The sequence below is a fragment of the Streptomyces spiralis genome, assembly GCF_014654675.1.
Classification (GTDB): domain Bacteria; phylum Actinomycetota; class Actinomycetes; order Streptomycetales; family Streptomycetaceae; genus Streptomyces; species Streptomyces spiralis.
The window spans coordinates 60765-76458 of record NZ_BNBC01000018.1 but is presented as its reverse complement, the minus strand read 5'-3'; the positions used below and the strand labels follow the sequence as shown (position 1 = coordinate 76458).

Annotated in this window: 13 protein-coding genes and 1 riboswitch; of the genes, 8 read left to right on the top strand and 5 right to left on the bottom strand. The window is 69.5% G+C overall.

Annotation, left to right across the window (positions count from 1 at the left end):
• Positions 1-260 precede the first annotated feature (260 nt).
• Positions 261-911, bottom strand: a complete 651-nt coding sequence (locus IE318_RS19880) for a TetR/AcrR family transcriptional regulator (protein ID WP_189902210.1) — start codon at positions 909-911, stop codon at positions 261-263.
• 91 nt (positions 912-1002) lie between these two features.
• On the opposite strand from IE318_RS19880, the gene IE318_RS19875 reads away from it, so the two are divergent.
• Both IE318_RS19875 and nagB read left to right on the top strand, forming a co-directional pair.
• Positions 1003-1815, top strand: coding sequence for an SDR family oxidoreductase (locus IE318_RS19875; RefSeq protein WP_078917388.1), 813 nt, complete (start codon positions 1003-1005; stop codon positions 1813-1815).
• A 199-nt stretch (positions 1816-2014) separates the two neighbouring features.
• Positions 2015-2800 (top strand): glucosamine-6-phosphate deaminase, encoded by a 786-nt coding sequence (nagB, locus tag IE318_RS19870; protein ID WP_189902208.1) that lies wholly within the window; start codon positions 2015-2017, stop codon positions 2798-2800.
• A gap of 141 nt (positions 2801-2941) precedes the next feature.
• On the opposite strand, the gene IE318_RS19865 is transcribed toward nagB, so the two are convergent.
• The 4 genes from IE318_RS19865 to IE318_RS19850 all read right to left on the bottom strand — a co-directional run bounded on the left by IE318_RS19865 (position 2942) and on the right by IE318_RS19850 (position 7648).
• Positions 2942-4447 (bottom strand): glycoside hydrolase family 3 protein, encoded by a 1506-nt coding sequence (locus IE318_RS19865; RefSeq protein WP_189902206.1) that lies wholly within the window; start codon positions 4445-4447, stop codon positions 2942-2944.
• Positions 4448-4456: 9 nt separating this feature from the next.
• Entirely contained in the window at positions 4457-5287 is an 831-nt protein-coding gene (locus tag IE318_RS19860) for a carbohydrate ABC transporter permease (RefSeq protein ID WP_030179101.1), read from the bottom strand.
• The gene (locus tag IE318_RS19855; RefSeq protein WP_189902203.1) at positions 5284-6270 is read right to left on the bottom strand and encodes a carbohydrate ABC transporter permease; all 987 of its coding nucleotides are present in this window, start codon (positions 6268-6270) and stop codon (positions 5284-5286) included. Before IE318_RS19855 ends, IE318_RS19860 begins: the two co-directional genes overlap by 4 nt.
• A gap of 94 nt (positions 6271-6364) precedes the next feature.
• Positions 6365-7648, bottom strand: a complete 1284-nt coding sequence (locus IE318_RS19850; protein WP_189902201.1) for an extracellular solute-binding protein — start codon at positions 7646-7648, stop codon at positions 6365-6367.
• Between the two features lie 474 nt (positions 7649-8122).
• Here IE318_RS19850 and IE318_RS19845 point away from each other — a divergent pair, with 474 nt between their 5' ends.
• From IE318_RS19845 to IE318_RS19820, 6 genes are all read left to right on the top strand, one after another.
• Positions 8123-8887 carry a GntR family transcriptional regulator gene (locus IE318_RS19845; RefSeq protein ID WP_030179111.1) on the top strand — a complete coding sequence of 255 codons (765 nt, stop codon included), beginning with the start codon at positions 8123-8125 and terminating at the stop codon, positions 8885-8887.
• A 245-nt stretch (positions 8888-9132) separates the two neighbouring features.
• Complete coding sequence (locus IE318_RS19840) at positions 9133-9405, top strand: DUF3311 domain-containing protein (protein WP_030179114.1); 273 nt, start codon at positions 9133-9135, stop codon at positions 9403-9405.
• Complete coding sequence (gene mctP, locus IE318_RS19835; protein WP_189902199.1) at positions 9402-11030, top strand: monocarboxylate uptake permease MctP; 1629 nt, start codon at positions 9402-9404, stop codon at positions 11028-11030. The genes IE318_RS19840 and mctP overlap by 4 nt, the downstream gene beginning before the upstream one ends.
• Positions 11031-11163: 133 nt before the next feature.
• Complete coding sequence (locus tag IE318_RS19830) at positions 11164-11670, top strand: GNAT family N-acetyltransferase (protein ID WP_189902197.1); 507 nt, start codon at positions 11164-11166, stop codon at positions 11668-11670.
• A gap of 62 nt (positions 11671-11732) precedes the next feature.
• Positions 11733-11893: riboswitch (cobalamin riboswitch) on the top strand.
• 123 nt (positions 11894-12016) lie between these two features.
• Entirely contained in the window at positions 12017-14386 is a 2370-nt protein-coding gene (locus tag IE318_RS19825) for a ribonucleoside-diphosphate reductase subunit alpha (protein ID WP_189902195.1), read from the top strand.
• A complete protein-coding gene (locus IE318_RS19820; protein ID WP_189902193.1) occupies positions 14386-15408 on the top strand; it encodes a ribonucleotide-diphosphate reductase subunit beta in 1023 nt (340 codons plus the stop codon). Before IE318_RS19825 ends, IE318_RS19820 begins: the two co-directional genes overlap by 1 nt.
• The last annotated feature ends 286 nt before the right edge of the window (positions 15409-15694 follow it).

The following is a 15694-nucleotide window of genomic DNA, read 5'->3' as shown; positions in this document are numbered from 1 at the left end:
AGCACCGGTTCCTCGGTCCGTCCTCCTGTGCGGGGAAGACGGAGGTTCATGCGTGCATCATGCGCGCGGACGGTGCCGCGCGTTCCACTGTTCGACTTCTCCTCGATTGTGGACTAGACCAGTTGCGCCTGTCCATGTACGGGGAGGAGTTCGTTGTTGTTTCTTCATCGAGCACGGCCGTGGCCGTACCGGGCGGGCCCGGCCGGCCGGGTGACGGGATCTCCCCACCACCCACCGGGATGCAGCCTAGCCCGCCCGGCTCAGCCGCGGGGCCAGATGGCCATGGCGATTTCCGCGAGTGCCTCCAGTTCCTCGCGGCTCGCGCCGTCGCGCGCCTGCTGGGACATGCCCTGGATCAGCGCCCCGACATACCGGGCGAGCACGCCGGCCTCGGTGTCCGGGGGCAACTCCCCCGCGGCGACATCGGCTCTTATACGGCTCTCGAAGGCGGCGATGTTGGCGTTGCGCCGCTCGCGCAGCAACTGCTCGACCTCCGGCGTCGTGCAGTTGGTCGCGGCGTGGATGACCAGGCAGCCGTGCGGGTGACCCGGGTCGGTGTACTCGACGGCGGCCTCCCGCAGCGTCCGCTCCACGGCGGCCCGCGCGGTGGGCTCCTCGGCCAGGGCGCGGTCGCCGAAGGCGCCGTAGCGCTCGCCGTACTCGCGCACGACCTCGGCGAAGAGGGCCTGCTTGTCGCCGAAGGCCGCGTAGAGGCTGGGGGCGCCGATGCCCATGACGCGGGTGAGGTCGGAGACGGAGGTGGCCTCGTACCCGTGCTCCCAGAAGGCGAGGAGCGCCTTCTCCAGCGCGGTCGCCCGGTCGAAGGAACGGGGGCGGCCGCGCCGCCGCGCCCCGGCGCCGCCCGTCCCGCCCGCCGCGACCTGCTCTTTCGGCTCCTGCTTCGCCACCATGGGTTCATTTTATAGCGGACACTAGAGAAATGTCGGCGGCCTGCTGTACGGTCTTTTTGTAGCGACCGCTAGAGAAATGCGAGGCGTTGACATGCGTACGGACCTGCGCACCGGCACCCCCACGGGCACGAGCGAGGAAGCAGGCGGGGGCACGGGTGCCCTCACGGGCAGGACGGCACTGGTCACGGGCGGCGGCCGGGGCATCGGGCGAGGCATCGCCGAGCGGCTGGCCCGGGACGGGGCACGGGTCGCCGTGCACTACGGCAGCAACGAGACGGCGGCGAAGGAGACGGTCGCCGCGATCGAGGCGGCGGGAGGTTCGGCGTTCGCGATCGGCGTCGAGCTGGGGCGGCCCGACGACGCCGAGGCCCTCTGGGAGGCCTTCGACCGGCACGCGGACGGCCTGGACATCCTGGTGAACAACGCCGGGATCGGCACGGCCTCTCCGATCGAGGCGATCGGAGAGCAGGAGTACGACCGGGTCTTCGCGGTCAACGTGAAGGCGCCGTTCTTCATCGTCCGGCACGGCCTGGGCCGGCTGCGCGACGGCGGCCGGGTCATCAACATCTCCTCCGGCCTCGCCCGTACCGCCGTGATGCCGGACAAGGTGGCCTACGCCATGACCAAGGGCGCCCTGGACGTCTTCACCCGGGACCTGTCGAAGGTGCTGGGGCCCCGTGGGATCACGGTCAACTCGGTGGCGCCGGGAATCATCGACACGGACAACACGGCGGAGCTGCTGCACGGAACACCCGACGGCTGGGCGAGGGCGGCGGCGATATCGGCCCTCGGCAAGGTGGGCTCGCCGGCCGATGTGGCGGACGTGGTGGCCTTCCTCGCCTCGGATGCGGGACGGTGGGTGACGGGCAGCTGGGTGGACGCGACGGGAGGTTCACTGACCTAGGGACGGGCCGTCTTCGGCAGGTGACAACCGCCCACGGGAGAGGGATGACCGGCTCGCGGGAGCGATGGCCATGCCCCCGGAGCATGGCCGCGCCGAGAGCATCACGAGGGGGCCATTCTGCTAGATTGGTCTAAACCACATGGCGCTCGTCACCGGGCCCAGTCCTCTTCTCGGCTCTCCTCAGATCGGAAGGCCCACCGTGGAAGTTGTCATCGTTCCGGACGCCAGAGCGGGCGGCGAGCTCATCGCCGAGGCCATGGCGCAGCTGCTGCGGCGCAAGCCCGGCGCCCTCCTCGGCGTGGCCACGGGTTCCACTCCGTTGCCCATTTATGAGGCGCTGGCGGCCAAGGTGCGCTCCGGTGCCGTGGACACCTCGCGGGCGCGGATCGCCCAGCTCGACGAGTACGTGGGGCTGCCCGCCGACCACCCCGAGTCCTACCGTTCCGTCCTGCGCCGTGAGGTGCTGGAGCCGCTCGGCATCGGGATGGACGCGTTCCTCGGCCCCGACGGCACGGCGGAGGACGTGCAGGCGGCGTGCGAGGCGTACGACAGGCTGCTGGCCGAGGCCGGCGGTGTGGACCTGCAGCTGCTGGGCATCGGGACCGACGGGCACATCGGTTTCAACGAGCCGTGCTCCTCGCTCGCCTCGCGGACGCGGATCAAGACGCTGACCGAGCAGACCCGCGTGGACAACGCGCGCTTCTTCGACGGCGACGTCGACCAAGTGCCGCACCACGTCATCACCCAGGGCATCGGAACCATCCTGGAGGCCCGGCACCTGGTGCTGCTGGCCACCGGCGAGGGCAAGGCCGACGCGGTGGCCGCGACCGTCGAGGGACCGGTCGCCGCCGTCTGCCCGGCCTCCGCCCTCCAGCTGCACCCGCACGCCACGATCGTCGTCGACGAGCCCGCCGCCGCCAAGCTGAAGCTCGCCGACTACTTCCGTCACACCTACGCCAACAAGCCGGAGTGGCAGGGCATCTAGCACCCTCGTGCACCGCACGAAGCGCGAAGGCGCCGGCCACCCCGGAGGGGGTGACCGGCGCCTTCGCCATAGGGGCCGACCGAGTGGAGCCGACCGGGGGACCACCGCGACAACGCTGTCACGGGTCGCGGTGGTGTCCGGTCATGCGCCTGCGATCACCTCGGCCGCGGCTCGGCCGCATACGCGGGCGGCGCCGTGGGTGGCGAGGTGGAGGGCTCCTCGGGGGGTTGCCTGGGGGACGCCCATCTCGACGACGATCGTGTCGGGACGGTCCTTGAGGAGCACGTCGAGTGCGGCCGCCATCCAGGGGTGGCGGTGCTCGTCGCGGACGACGGCCACCACGCGCCGGGCGCCGGCCGCCTCCAGGACCGCCCGGCCCGCGTCGTCACCGGTGAAGCTGCCGGTCTCCGTGCCGGGCAGGAGGCGGAAGAGCTCCGCGGCCACGCCCCACGGGGTCTCGTCACCGACGGCGATGTTGGCGACGGGGGTGAGGGCGGCGACGTAGGGCGGCTCGGTGAGGGGGGTGAAGGACTCGGTGACGGTGACCCGCAGCGCGCGGCGGGCGGCCCGGAGCCCGACCTCGGGATCGGCGGCGGACCGCGCTGCCGTCGCGGCGGTCGTCGTCCAGCGGGCCAGGGCACGCACGCGTTCGGCCGCGTCCGCGAGCCGCTCCTCGGGGAGTTCGCCGGAGCGGACCGCCGCGACCAGGGCGTCGCGCAGGCTGCGCACGATCCCCTCGTCCGCGAGGCCGCCGCCCACGCAGATCGCGTCGGCGCCCGCGGCGATGGCGAGGACGCTGCCCCGCTCGATGCCGTAGGTGTCCGCGATCGCCCGCATCTCCATGCCGTCGGTGACGATCAGGCCGTCGTAGCCCATCTCGCCGCGCAGCAGCTCCGTGAGCACCCGGTGGGACAGGGTTCCCGGGCGGTCCGGGTCCAGCGCGGGGACCAGGATGTGGGCGCTCATCACCGCTTTGGTGCCGGCGGCGATCGCCGCGCGGAACGGGGCGAGTTCGCGTGCCTGGAGCACGTCGGTGTCCACGTCGATACGGGGCACCGCGTGGTGGGAGTCGACCGCGGTGTCGCCGTGGCCGGGGAAGTGCTTGGTGCAGGCGGCGACGCCCGCGGACTGCAGGCCGGTGACGTAGGCGGCGGTGTGCCTCGCGGCCAGCTCGGTGGAGGCGCCGAAGGAGCGGACGCCGATGACCGGGTTGTCGGGGTTGGAGTTGACGTCGGCCGAGGGGGCCCAGTTGAGGTTGACCCCGCACTCGGCGAGGCGCCTGCCGAGTTCGTGTGCCACGGCCCGGGTCAGCTCCACGTCGTCCACGGCGCCGAGGGCGTGGTTGCCGGGGAAGCTGGAGCCCGTGCGCACCTCCAGGCGGGTGACGTCGCCACCCTCCTCGTCGATGGCGACCAGGACGTCCTCGCGCTCGGCGCGCAACTGGGCGGTCAGCGCGGCCAGTTGTTCGGACGAGGCGATGTTGCGGCCGAACAGGCCGACCGAGGCCAGGCCCTCACCGAGGCGCCGCAGCAGCCAGTCGGGGGCGGTGGTGCCGGTGAAGCCGGGCTGGAGGACGGTCAGCGCGTCGCACGTGAGGGCGTCCTTCTTGCCATGGGACGCAGTGGTGCCGCTGGCGGTTGTCGTCATCTGGTGGCGTTATCCCTTCACGGCGCCGGCGGTCAGGCCGCTGACGGCCCTGCGCTGCAGGAAGACGAAGAGGATCAGGATCGGGAGGGCGAAGAGGGACGAGGCCGCCATGGTCGCGCCCCAGTCGTCGCCGAAGACGGTCTGGAAGCTGGACAGCCACAGCGGCAGCGTCTGCGCATGGGCCTCCTTGTTCAGCACCAGGACGAGCGGGAACTCGTTCCAGGCGGTGATGAAGCCGAACAGCGAGGTGGACATCAGGCCGGGCGCGAGCAGCGGCAGGATGACCCGGCGGAACGCCTGGGCGCGGGTACAGCCGTCGACCATCGCCGACTCCTCCAGCTCCTTCGGCACGGCGGCGACGAAACCGCGCAGCGTCAGAAGGGTGAAGGGCAGGATCATCATCATGTAGAAGAGTGTGAGCGGCACGAGGCTGTTCAGCATCGAGGCGTCCCTGACGATCATGTACATCGCGATGATCATCACTTCCCAGGGCGCCATCTGGGCCAGCATGAAGGCGACGATGAAGCCGCGCCGCCCCTTGAACCTGACGCGCGCCAGGGCGAAGGAGCCGGCCAGCGCGATGATCAGCGAGAAGACGACCGCGAGGACGGTGACGGTCACCGAGTTGGTGACGAACGTCCAGAAGTGGTCGGCGTGGGTCGCCGTCTTGAAGTGCTCGAAGGTGGGGTGGGTCGGGAACCAGACCGGGTTCTCCGAGATGATGTCGCCGGTCGGCTTGAAGGCCGTGGCGAACATCCAGTACACGGGGAAGACGAAGCCGACGAACAGGACGACGGCCGTGACGTTGGGCCACAGGCGGCCGAAGAGCGAGCGCTTCACAGCTCGTCCTCCTCTTGCTTGAGCACGACCCTGAGGTAGTAGGCGGTCAGGCCGAGCAGGATCAGAATGGTCAGGACGGCGATCGCCGCGCCCATGCCGTAGTGCTGGTTGCCGACGCCCTCGATGTAGGCGTAGACGGGCAGGGTCTCCGTGAGCCGGTCGGGTCCGCCGCCGTTGAAGGTGAAGACCTGCGTGAACGCCTTGAAGATCCAGATGATCTCCAGGAAGGTCGTCGCGTAGAGGAACGGCCGCAGGAAGGGCATGGTGACCGTGGTGAAGCTCCGCCAGACGCCGGCGCCGTCGAGGGACGCGGCCTCGTAGAGCTCGTCCGGGATGGTGGTGGTCGCCGCGTAGAGGTTGATCGCGACGAACGGTATGGACATCCAGACGATCAGCAGGGTGACGACGAAGAACGTCGACATCTGGCTGCTGGTCCAGCTGTAGTCGGCCATGGAGTGCCAGCCGAGCTTGTCCAGAACCCAGTTGACGACGCCGAAGCGCTGGGCGAACAGCCACTGGTAGACGGTGGTCGCCGCCACCGGGGGCATGGCCCAGGCCAGGACCAGGCCGATCATCAACGTGAACCGCATCCGCTTGCCGAGGCGGGCGAGCAGCAGGCCGACCAGGGTGCCCAGAACCATCACCAGGACGACGTTGACCGCCGTGAAAATGATGGAGCGGAGCGTGACCCGCCAGAAGTCCTCGCTGGCGAGCGTCTCCTTGTAGTTGTCGATCCCGTTCCACTCGGTGACGTGCTGGATCAGCTGCGCCATGTTGAGGTTCTGGAACGAGAGCAGGATGTCCTTCAGCAGCGGCCAGCCGAGCAGCAGCACGGTGGCCGCGCAGGCGGGCAGCAGCAACAGGTACGGGGTGAGCGCGCCGGCGCGCGACGCGGCTCGTGATGTCGGCCCACCGGGTCCGCCGTCGTCCGCCTTGCGGGCGTCCGCCGGGCCGGAGGGCGGCCGTTCGGTCTGCACGGTCATGCTCGCGATCTCTCTTCTCGACCTACGTACGTCGACCCGCGTACGGTCGCCGGGGCGGGGCCGTCGTACGGCTCCCGCCCCGGCTCACCCGGTGTTACTGCTTCTGCCCCAGGCGCTTGTTGACGTCGCTCTCGACCTGCTTGGCGGCGTCGGCCGGGGACTTCCCGTTCAGCACGGCGGTCATGTAGGTCTTGATCGGGTTCGGCGGGTTCTCCACCGCGGCCCACTCCGGGATCAGCGGCGTGGTGCCGCCGCCCCCGGCGGCCGGAGCGGCGGCCTCGGCGGCCGCGTTGCCCTTGAGGTTGGTCTGCAGCGCGTCCTTGTTCGGGATGATGCCGCCGAGCTTGGCCAGCTCGCCCTCGTACTGGTCGTTCAGGGCGATCTTCAGGAACTCCTTGGCGAGGTCCTGCTTCTTGCTGCCTGCCGCGACCGCGAGGTTGGAGCCGCCGAGGAAGACGCCCTCCGGCTTGCCGGCCGTGGCACCCGGGATGGTGAAGTAGCCGATCTCCTTCTCGATCTTCGGGTTGGCCTTGATCGCGACACCGGCTTCCCAGCCCATGCCGATGAAGGCGCCGACCTTGCCCTTGGCGAAGACCTCGCCCTGCTGCGGGGTGGCCTCGTCCTTGTCCTTGGGCGCCTTGGACAGCGCCTGGAACTTCTTGTAGGTCTCCATGGCGGCGGCGACCTTCGGGTCGGCGAGGTTGGAGACGTACTTGTCGCCGTCCTTCTTGACCAGCTCACCGCCCTCACCGATGACCAGGCCGACGAAGTGGTACCAGTTCTGGCCGGGCAGGTAGATCGGCTCGGCGTCGGTCTTCTCGCCGATCTTCTTGAGGTCGGCGTAGAACTCGTCCCGGGTCTTCGGGGTGCTCTTGATGCCCGCGTCCGCCCAGATCTTCTTGTTGTAGACGACGACGCGGTTGACGACGTACCACGGCGCGGCGTACTGCTTGCCGTCGAAGACGGCCGACTGGTTCATGGACTCGGTCCAGTCGGTGCCGATCGAGGACTTGAGGTCCGCGAGATCGGCGAGGCCGCCGGTCTTGGCGTAGGCCGGGGTCTGGGTGTTGCCGACCTCGAAGACGTCCGGGGGGTTCTCCTCGGACAGGGCGGTGGTCAGCTTCTGCTGGATGCCGTTCCACTGCTGGACCTCGAACTTGACCTTCGCCTTGGTCTTGGCCTCGAAGGCCGCGGCGACGTCCTTCTGCCACTGGTCGGGCGCGGAGCCGTCCATCACCCAGACCGTGAGAGTCTGGCCGGCGTAGCCGTCCTTCCCGCCCTTGGCCTTGCCCCCGTCGTCGCCGTTGTCGCCCCCGCACGCCGCGATCGAGAACATCATGCCCGCGATACCGATCGCGGCAACCAGCTTGCGCTTCACGCCACCCTCCTCAGGGATGCCACAAACCCCCCTGCCTCCCCGCGGTTGAGCGACGGTCGAGCGTCAGCGCACACCGCCCTTGGGGCCGGGACCTGGACCAATGGTGTAGACCAGTAGGGGGAGCTTGGCCCAGACCAATAGGGCTGTCAAGGGTGCGCCGACCCGCTCGGGTGGTCCGTTATGGGACCGCGATATGCAGGGACCTTTCATTGCTCATGCGGTCAAACGGATGCCGCGGTTCCTCTCGATCGGCGGTGGACCACTGGGAGCCATGTCCCGTTCTTCGTACGCCGGTTCGCGTGAACCACCGCCCCACCGGACGGACTATGGACTAGACCAGCGGGAGTCACGACGGTATACAGAGGAGATCACGGAGCGTGCGGGTGGCCACCCGACACACGAAGCCGTGCCACGATGTGAGCCGTGGCCGATGGGATGTCGGTCGCTTCGGCACTGGAGCCGGGAAGGCAGAGCATGAGCACCGACGTCAGCAGTGCGGAGAACGAGGGTGGGGCGACCGTCCGTACCGCGCGCGTGCCCAAGTACTACCGCCTGAAGAAGCACCTGCTCGACATGACCCAGACGCAGGCGCCCGGGACGCCGGTACCGCCCGAGCGGACGCTGGCGGCCGAGTTCGACACCTCGCGCACGACCGTGCGCCAGGCGCTGCAGGAGCTGGTGGTCGAGGGCCGGCTGGAGCGCATCCAGGGCAAGGGCACCTTCGTCGCCAAGCCCAAGGTCTCCCAGGCGCTGCAACTGACCTCGTACACCGAGGACATGCGTGCCCAGGGCCTGGAGCCGACCTCGCAGCTCCTCGACATCGGCTACATCACCGCCGACGACCGCCTCGCGGACCTGCTCGACATCACCGCCGGCGGGCGCGTGCTGCGCATCGAGCGGCTGCGCATGGCCAACGGCGAGCCCATGGCCATCGAGACCACCCACCTGTCGGCCAAGCGCTTCCCGGCGCTGCGCCGCAGCCTGGTGAAGTACACCTCCCTCTACACCGCGCTCGCCGAGGTCTACGACGTCCATCTCGCCGAGGCCGAGGAGACCATCGAGACCTCCCTGGCCACCCCGCGCGAGGCGGGCCTGCTCGGCACCGACGTCGGCCTGCCGATGCTGCTGCTCTCCCGCCACTCCCTGGACCGGACGGGCCAGCCCGTGGAGTGGGTGCGCTCGGTCTACCGCGGGGACCGCTACAAGTTCGTCGCGCGGCTGAAGCGGCCGGCGGACTGAGCCCGGCGCACGTCGAGGTCGGCTGGGGGTCCGGGGGTCACCCCCGGAACGACGCGGCGTGGCACGCCTGAAGCGGCCCCCGGACTGACGCCGGCGGCCTGACCTGGAGGTCGGCCCGCGGACCGACCTCTAACCGTTATACGGACAAGGGGTTCCGTTCCCCGTCACCGTGACCTAGATTGCCTGCGCATTACACGGGTGATCAGCAAACGATCACGGTGCTCAGCGAGGGGACGGAGCCACACATGTCAGATGCCCCAGAAGTCGGCAGAGGGACGGTGACACCCATACGGGTCGTCATCGGGCTCTGCCTCGTCGCGCCGTTCGTGGCGATGCTGTGGGTCGGTTCGTACGCCAAGACGGATCCCACGTTCATCGGCATCCCGTTTTTCTACTGGTACCAGATGCTGTGGGTGATCATCTCCACGGCTCTGACGATGATCGCCTACCGGCTCTGGCAGCACGACCAGCGCAGCCGTAGGACCGGTGCTCCCGCGAAGGGCGGTGCGGCGGAATGAAGGACGGCGTGAACGGCGTCGCGCTCGGCGTCTGCATTTTCTTCTTCCTGCTCGTCACCGTCATGGGCTTCCTGGCCGCGCGGTGGCGCAAGGCCGAGAACGAGCACAGCCTCGACGAGTGGGGCCTGGGCGGCCGGTCGTTCGGCACCTGGATCACCTGGTTCCTGCTCGGCGGCGACCTGTACACGGCGTACACCTTCGTGGCCGTACCGGCGGCGATCTACGCGACCGGCGCGGCCGGCTTCTTCGCGGTGCCGTACACGATCCTGGTCTACCCGCTGATCTTCACCTTCCTGCCCCGCCTGTGGTCGGTCTCGCACAAGCACGGGTACGTGACGACCTCGGACTTCGTTCGCGGCCGGTTCGGCTCCAAGGGCCTGTCGCTGGCCGTGGCGCTCACCGGCATCCTGGCGACGATGCCGTACATCGCCCTCCAGCTCGTCGGCATCCAGGCCGTGCTGGACGTGATGGGCGTCGGCGGCGGCGAGAACACCAACTGGTTCGTGAAGGACCTGCCGCTGCTGATCGCCTTCGGCGTGCTGGCGGCGTACACCTACTCGTCGGGTCTGCGCGCTCCGGCACTGATCGCGTTCGTGAAGGACGCGCTCATCTACATCGTCATCGCGGTCGCGATCATCTACATCCCGATCAAGCTGGGCGGGTTCGACGACATCTTCGCGAAGGCGGGCCACGCGTTCAGCCAGGTCAACCCGGCGACCGGCAAGCCACGAGGCGCCCTCGCCCCGGCCGAGGCGGGCCAGTGGACCTACGCCACTCTGGCCCTGGGCTCCGCGCTCGCGCTGTTCATGTACCCGCACTCGATCACCGCGACGCTGTCCTCGCGCAGCCGTGAGGTGATCCGCCGCAACACCACGATCCTGCCGCTGTACTCGCTGATGCTGGGCCTGCTCGCACTGCTGGGCTTCATGGCGATCGCGGCGGGCGTGAAGGTGCAGAACGGCCAGCTGGCCATTCCGCAGCTGTTCGAGGACATGTTCCCGGACTGGTTCGCGGGCGTGGCGTTCGCGGCCATCGCCATCGGCGCGCTGGTGCCGGCGGCCATCATGTCGATCGCGGCGGCGAACCTGTTCACCCGCAACATCTACAAGGACTTCATCAAGCCGAACGCGACGGCGCAGGAGGAGACCCGGGTCTCCAAGATCGTGTCGCTGCTGGTGAAGGTGGGCGCGCTGGTCTTCGTCCTGACCATGGACAAGACGGTCGCCATCAACTTCCAGCTGCTCGGCGGCATCTGGATCCTGCAGACCTTCCCGGCCCTGGTCGGCGGCCTGTTCACGCGCTGGTTCCACCGCTGGGCACTGCTCGCCGGCTGGGCGGTCGGCATGGTCTACGGCACCGTCGCGGCCTACGGGGTCGCCTCGCCGACGCAGAAGCACTTCGGCGGCTCGGCCAAGGAGATCCCGGGCATCGGCGAGATCGGCTACATCGGCATGACGGCGTTCGTGCTGAACGTGGTCGTCGCGGTGGTCCTGACCTTCGCCCTGCGGGCCTTCAAGGCGCCCGAGGGCGTCGACGAGACCAGGCCGGAGGACTACACGGCCGACGCGGGCGACCCGGGGGTCGCGGTGGAACTGCCGCCGGCCACGGCGGGCAGCGCGCACTGACGGTACGCCTCTGACGTACGGCCTCTCACCGGGCCGTCCGACGTACGCCTCTCACCGGGCCGCAGCGCCTCTCAGCGGGCCGCCGGAGAAATCCGGCGGCCCGTTGTCGTACCCCTCGTGCACACTCGGGCGCATGGACATCGTGATCAGGCAGGCGGAGCCCGGCGAGTACGACACCCTCGGTGAGATCACCGCCCAGGCCTATCTGGGGGACGGGCTGCTCGACTTCGGGGAGAGCGACGCGTACCTCGGGGAGCTGAGGGACGTGGCCAAGCGGGCGGCCGCCGCGGAGGTGCTGGTGGCCGTCGCGGAGGGCGCGGTGCTCGGCGGGGTCACCTTCGTGCCGTCCGGCGGTCCCATGGCCGACATCGCGAGGCCCGGCGAGGCCGAGATACGGATGCTGGCGGTCGCGCGGGCCGCGCGTGGCCGGGGTGCCGGCGAGGCCCTGGTGCGGGCCTGTCTGGACCGGGCTCGGGCCACCGAGGGCTGTGTCCGCCTGGTGCTGTCCACCCAGCGCACCATGCACGCCGCCCACCGCATCTACGAGCGCCTGGGCTTCGTCCGCACCCCTGAGCGCGACTGGAACCCGCTCCCGCATCTGGACGACATCACGCTGCTCACCTACGAGTTGACACTCTGACACGCTCCGCAGTCGCCACGACACAACATATGGGGGTGGCCCTCTCACCCGGCACAAGATGTATGCTCATGCTCGCTGTCGCCGCAGGGGAATCCGGTGCGAATCCGGAACTGTCCCGCAACGGTGTACTCGTCCGCGTATGCCCGCATGCCGTCATCTCCGGCTGCCCGCATGCGGCCGTACGAGCGTCAGTCCGAGGACCTGCCGACAGTGCGCCCGGCCGTCCGGTCCGGGTGCCTGACGTCCGGGCCTCGCGGAATGGGCCGGTGGACGCGGCGCCGCGTGCGCTCGTGTGCTGCTACCCCGCCCTCGATGAGGCCCCGTGCCGAGCGAGGGAGAGCCCCACGTGACCATCGCGCCAGCCGATCCGGCTTCAGCGACAGGTTCCATCACTGGCCTGGAGGCCGAAGGTCCCGGTGCCGCGCTGCTGCGGACCCTGACCGAGCTGACCGCCGACCTCCCCGACGCCGACCCGGGCCGGGTGGCCGCCGCCGCGCTGCGCGGCCGTTCGGCCCACGCCGACGAGGCGGAGCTGCGGGAACTGGCCACCGAGGCCGCCGCCGGGCTCATCTCCGAGGACCCCGCCTACTCGCGGCTGGCCGCCCGGCTGCTGACCCTCTCCATCCGCGCCGAGGCCGCCTCGCAGGGCGTCACGTCCTTCACCGGGTCCGTCGCCACCGGCCACCGCGAGGGGCTGATCGCCGACCGGACCGCCGCGTTCGTACGCCTGCACGCCGAGCGCCTGGACGCCCTGGTCGACCCGGCCGCCGACGACCGCTTCGGCTACTTCGGCCTGCGCACCCTGCACAGCCGCTATCTGCTGCGCCACCCGCTCACCCGCAAGGTGATCGAGACGCCCCAGCACTTCATGCTGCGGGTCGCGTGCGGTCTCGCCGAGGACGACACCGCACGGTCGGTGGACGAAGTCGCGGCGCTCTACGGGCTCATGAGCCGCCTGGACTACCTCCCCTCCTCCCCCACGCTCTTCAACTCCGGCACCCGGCACCCCCAGATGTCGTCCTGCTACCTGCTCGACTCCCCCAAGGACGAGCTGGACAGCATCTACGAGCGCTACCACCAGGTCGCACGTCTGTCCAAGCACGCCGGCGGCATCGGCATCGCCTACTCCCGCATCCGCTCCCGGGGTTCGCTGATCCGCGGCACCAACGGGCACTCCAACGGCATCGTGCCGTTCCTGAAGACCCTGGACGCCTCGGTGGCCGCCGTGAACCAGGGCGGCCGGCGCAAGGGCGCGGCGGCGGTCTACCTGGAGACCTGGCACTCCGACATCGAGGAGTTCCTGGAGCTGCGCGACAACACCGGCGAGGACGCCCGCCGCACCCACAACCTCAACCTCGCCCACTGGGTCCCGGACGAGTTCATGCGCCGGGTGAACGCCGACGAGCAGTGGTCGCTGTTCTCCCCGTCCGACGTGCCCGAGCTGGTGGACCTGTGGGGCGCGGAGTTCGACGCCGCGTACCGCAGGGCGGAGGCGGCGGGCCTGGCGAAGAAGACCATGCCCGCCCGGGACCTGTACGGCCGGATGATGCGCACCCTGGCGCAGACCGGCAACGGCTGGATGACGTTCAAGGACGCCGCCAACCGCACGGCGAACCAGACGGCGACCCCGGGCCATGTCGTCCACTCCTCGAACCTCTGCACGGAGATCCTGGAGGTCACCGACGACGGGGAGACGGCGGTCTGCAACCTGGGGTCCGTCAATCTGGGTGCCTTTGTCGACAAGGCGACCAACGATCTCGACTGGGAGCGTCTGGACGAGACGGTCCGCACCGCCGTCACCTTCCTGGACCGCGTGGTCGACATCAACTTCTACCCGACCGAGCAGGCGGGCCGCTCCAACGCCAGGTGGCGGCCCGTCGGCCTCGGCGCCATGGGCCTTCAGGACGTCTTCTTCAAGCTGCGCCTGCCCTTCGACTCCCCCGAGGCCAAGGCCCTGTCCACCCGCATCGCCGAGCGGATCATGCTCGCCGCGTACGAGGCCTCCGCCGACCTGGCCGAGCGCAACGGCCCGCTGCCCGCCTGGGAGAAGACCCGCACCGCCCGGGGCGTGCTGCACCCCGACCACTACGGCGTCGAGTTCGCGTGGCCGGAGCGCTGGGCCGCCCTGCGCGAGCGCATCGCCGCCGTCGGCATGCGCAACGCGCTGCTCCTGGCCATCGCGCCCACCGCCACCATCGCGTCCATCGCGGGCGCCTACGAGTGCATCGAGCCGCAGGTCTCCAACCTGTTCAAGCGCGAGACGCTGTCGGGTGAGTTCCTCCAGGTCAACTCCTACCTGGTGCACGAACTGAAGGAGCTCGGCGTCTGGGACGCACGCACCCGCGAGGCGCTGCGCGAGGCGAACGGCTCGGTGCAGGACTTCGCCTGGATCCCCGAGGAGGTACGGAGTCTGTACCGCACGGCGTGGGAGATCCCGCAGCGCGGGCTGATCGACATGGCGGCGGCCCGGACCCCGTTCCTGGACCAGGCCCAGTCGCTGAACCTGTTCATGGAGACACCGACCATCGGCAAGCTCTCCTCGATGTACGCCTATGCCTGGAAGCAGGGCCTGAAGACCACGTACTACCTGCGCTCCCGCCCGGCCACCCGCATCGCCCGCGCGGCCCGCGCCACCGTCCCCGTCCAGCAGGTCGCCGACCCCGAAGCGGTCGCCTGCTCCCTTGAGAACCCCGAGTCCTGCGAGGCCTGCCAGTGATGACCAGCACCACCGACCGACCCAAGAACCTCCTCGACCCCGGCTTCGAGCTGACGCTCCGCCCCATGCGCTACCCCGACTTCTACGAGCGCTACCGGGACGCCATCAAGAACACCTGGACCGTGGAGGAGGTCGACCTCCACTCGGACGTCGCCGACCTCGCGAAGCTCACGCCCGCCGAGCAGCACCTGATCGGCCGCCTGGTCGCCTTCTTCGCGACCGGCGACTCGATCGTCGCGAACAACCTGGTGCTGACGCTGTACAAGCACATCAACTCGCCCGAGGCGCGGCTCTATCTGAGCCGGCAGCTGTTCGAGGAGGCCGTGCACGTCCAGTTCTACCTGACGCTGCTGGACACCTACCTGCCCGACCCGGACGACCGTGCCGCCGCCTTCGCGGCCGTCGAGAACATCCCCTCCATCCGCGAGAAGGCCGAGTTCTGCTTCAAGTGGATCAACGAGGTCGAAAAGCTCGAGCGCCTGGAGACCAGGGCCGACCGCCGGCGCTTCCTGCTCAACCTGATCTGCTTCGCCGCCTGCATCGAGGGCCTGTTCTTCTACGGCGCCTTCGCGTACGTCTACTGGTTCCGCAGCCGGGGCCTGCTGCACGGCCTGGCCACCGGCACCAACTGGGTGTTCCGCGACGAGACGATGCACATGTCGTTCGCCTTCGACGTGGTGGACACCGTCCGCAAGGAGGAGCCGGACCTGTTCGACGACGAGCTCGGGCGGCAGGTCACCGACATGCTGCGGGAGGCCGTCGAGGCCGAGCTGCAGTTCGCGCGCGACCTGTGCGGTGACGGCCTCCCGGGGATGAACACCGACTCGATGCGGCAGTACCTGGAGTGCGTGGCCGACCAGCGTCTGACGCGCCTCGGCTTCGCTCCGGTGTACGGCTCGGAGAACCCCTTCTCCTTCATGGAGCTCCAGGGGGTTCAGGAGCTCACCAACTTCTTCGAGCGGCGTCCCTCGGCGTACCAGGTGGCGGTGGAGGGCACCGTCGACCTGGACGAGGACTTCTGAGCCTCCCTGCCTTCCGCGGGGGCCTTGCGGGACTCCCCGTCCCCAGGGCCCTCTTGGACCTCTCGTGCCTCCTGGACCTCCCGGCCCTCCTTCGCCGCCCTCAGCCGGCGGTCGATGCGCCGGTCGTGCACGATGCCGATCACCGAGGGGAGGGCCATCAGGACCAGGATTCCGAAGGTCGCCAGCATTCCGATCAGGGCTTGTATCTGGTCTCCGTTCATGCACACCACTGTCGCGCCGAATGCTCCTTACCGTCAGTGGCAGGACTGCCGTACACCTTCAAATT

What these genes read in the sequence shown, in the direction of transcription:
- IE318_RS19830 (WP_189902197.1), top strand. Translation starts at nt 11,164, where the DNA reads ATGGACATCGTGATCAGGCAGGCGGAGCCCGGCGAGTACGACACCCTC.
- IE318_RS19840 (WP_030179114.1), top strand. Translation starts at nt 9,133, where the DNA reads ATGTCAGATGCCCCAGAAGTCGGCAGAGGGACGGTGACACCCATACGG.
- IE318_RS19865 (WP_189902206.1), bottom strand. Translation starts at nt 4,447, where the DNA reads ATGACGACAACCGCCAGCGGCACCACTGCGTCCCATGGCAAGAAGGAC.
- IE318_RS19820 (WP_189902193.1), top strand. Translation starts at nt 14,386, where the DNA reads ATGACCAGCACCACCGACCGACCCAAGAACCTCCTCGACCCCGGCTTC.
- IE318_RS19855 (WP_189902203.1), bottom strand. Translation starts at nt 6,270, where the DNA reads ATGACCGTGCAGACCGAACGGCCGCCCTCCGGCCCGGCGGACGCCCGC.
- IE318_RS19875 (WP_078917388.1), top strand. Translation starts at nt 1,003, where the DNA reads ATGCGTACGGACCTGCGCACCGGCACCCCCACGGGCACGAGCGAGGAA.
- mctP (WP_189902199.1), top strand. Translation starts at nt 9,402, where the DNA reads ATGAAGGACGGCGTGAACGGCGTCGCGCTCGGCGTCTGCATTTTCTTC.
- IE318_RS19880 (WP_189902210.1), bottom strand. Translation starts at nt 911, where the DNA reads ATGGTGGCGAAGCAGGAGCCGAAAGAGCAGGTCGCGGCGGGCGGGACG.
- IE318_RS19845 (WP_030179111.1), top strand. Translation starts at nt 8,123, where the DNA reads ATGAGCACCGACGTCAGCAGTGCGGAGAACGAGGGTGGGGCGACCGTC.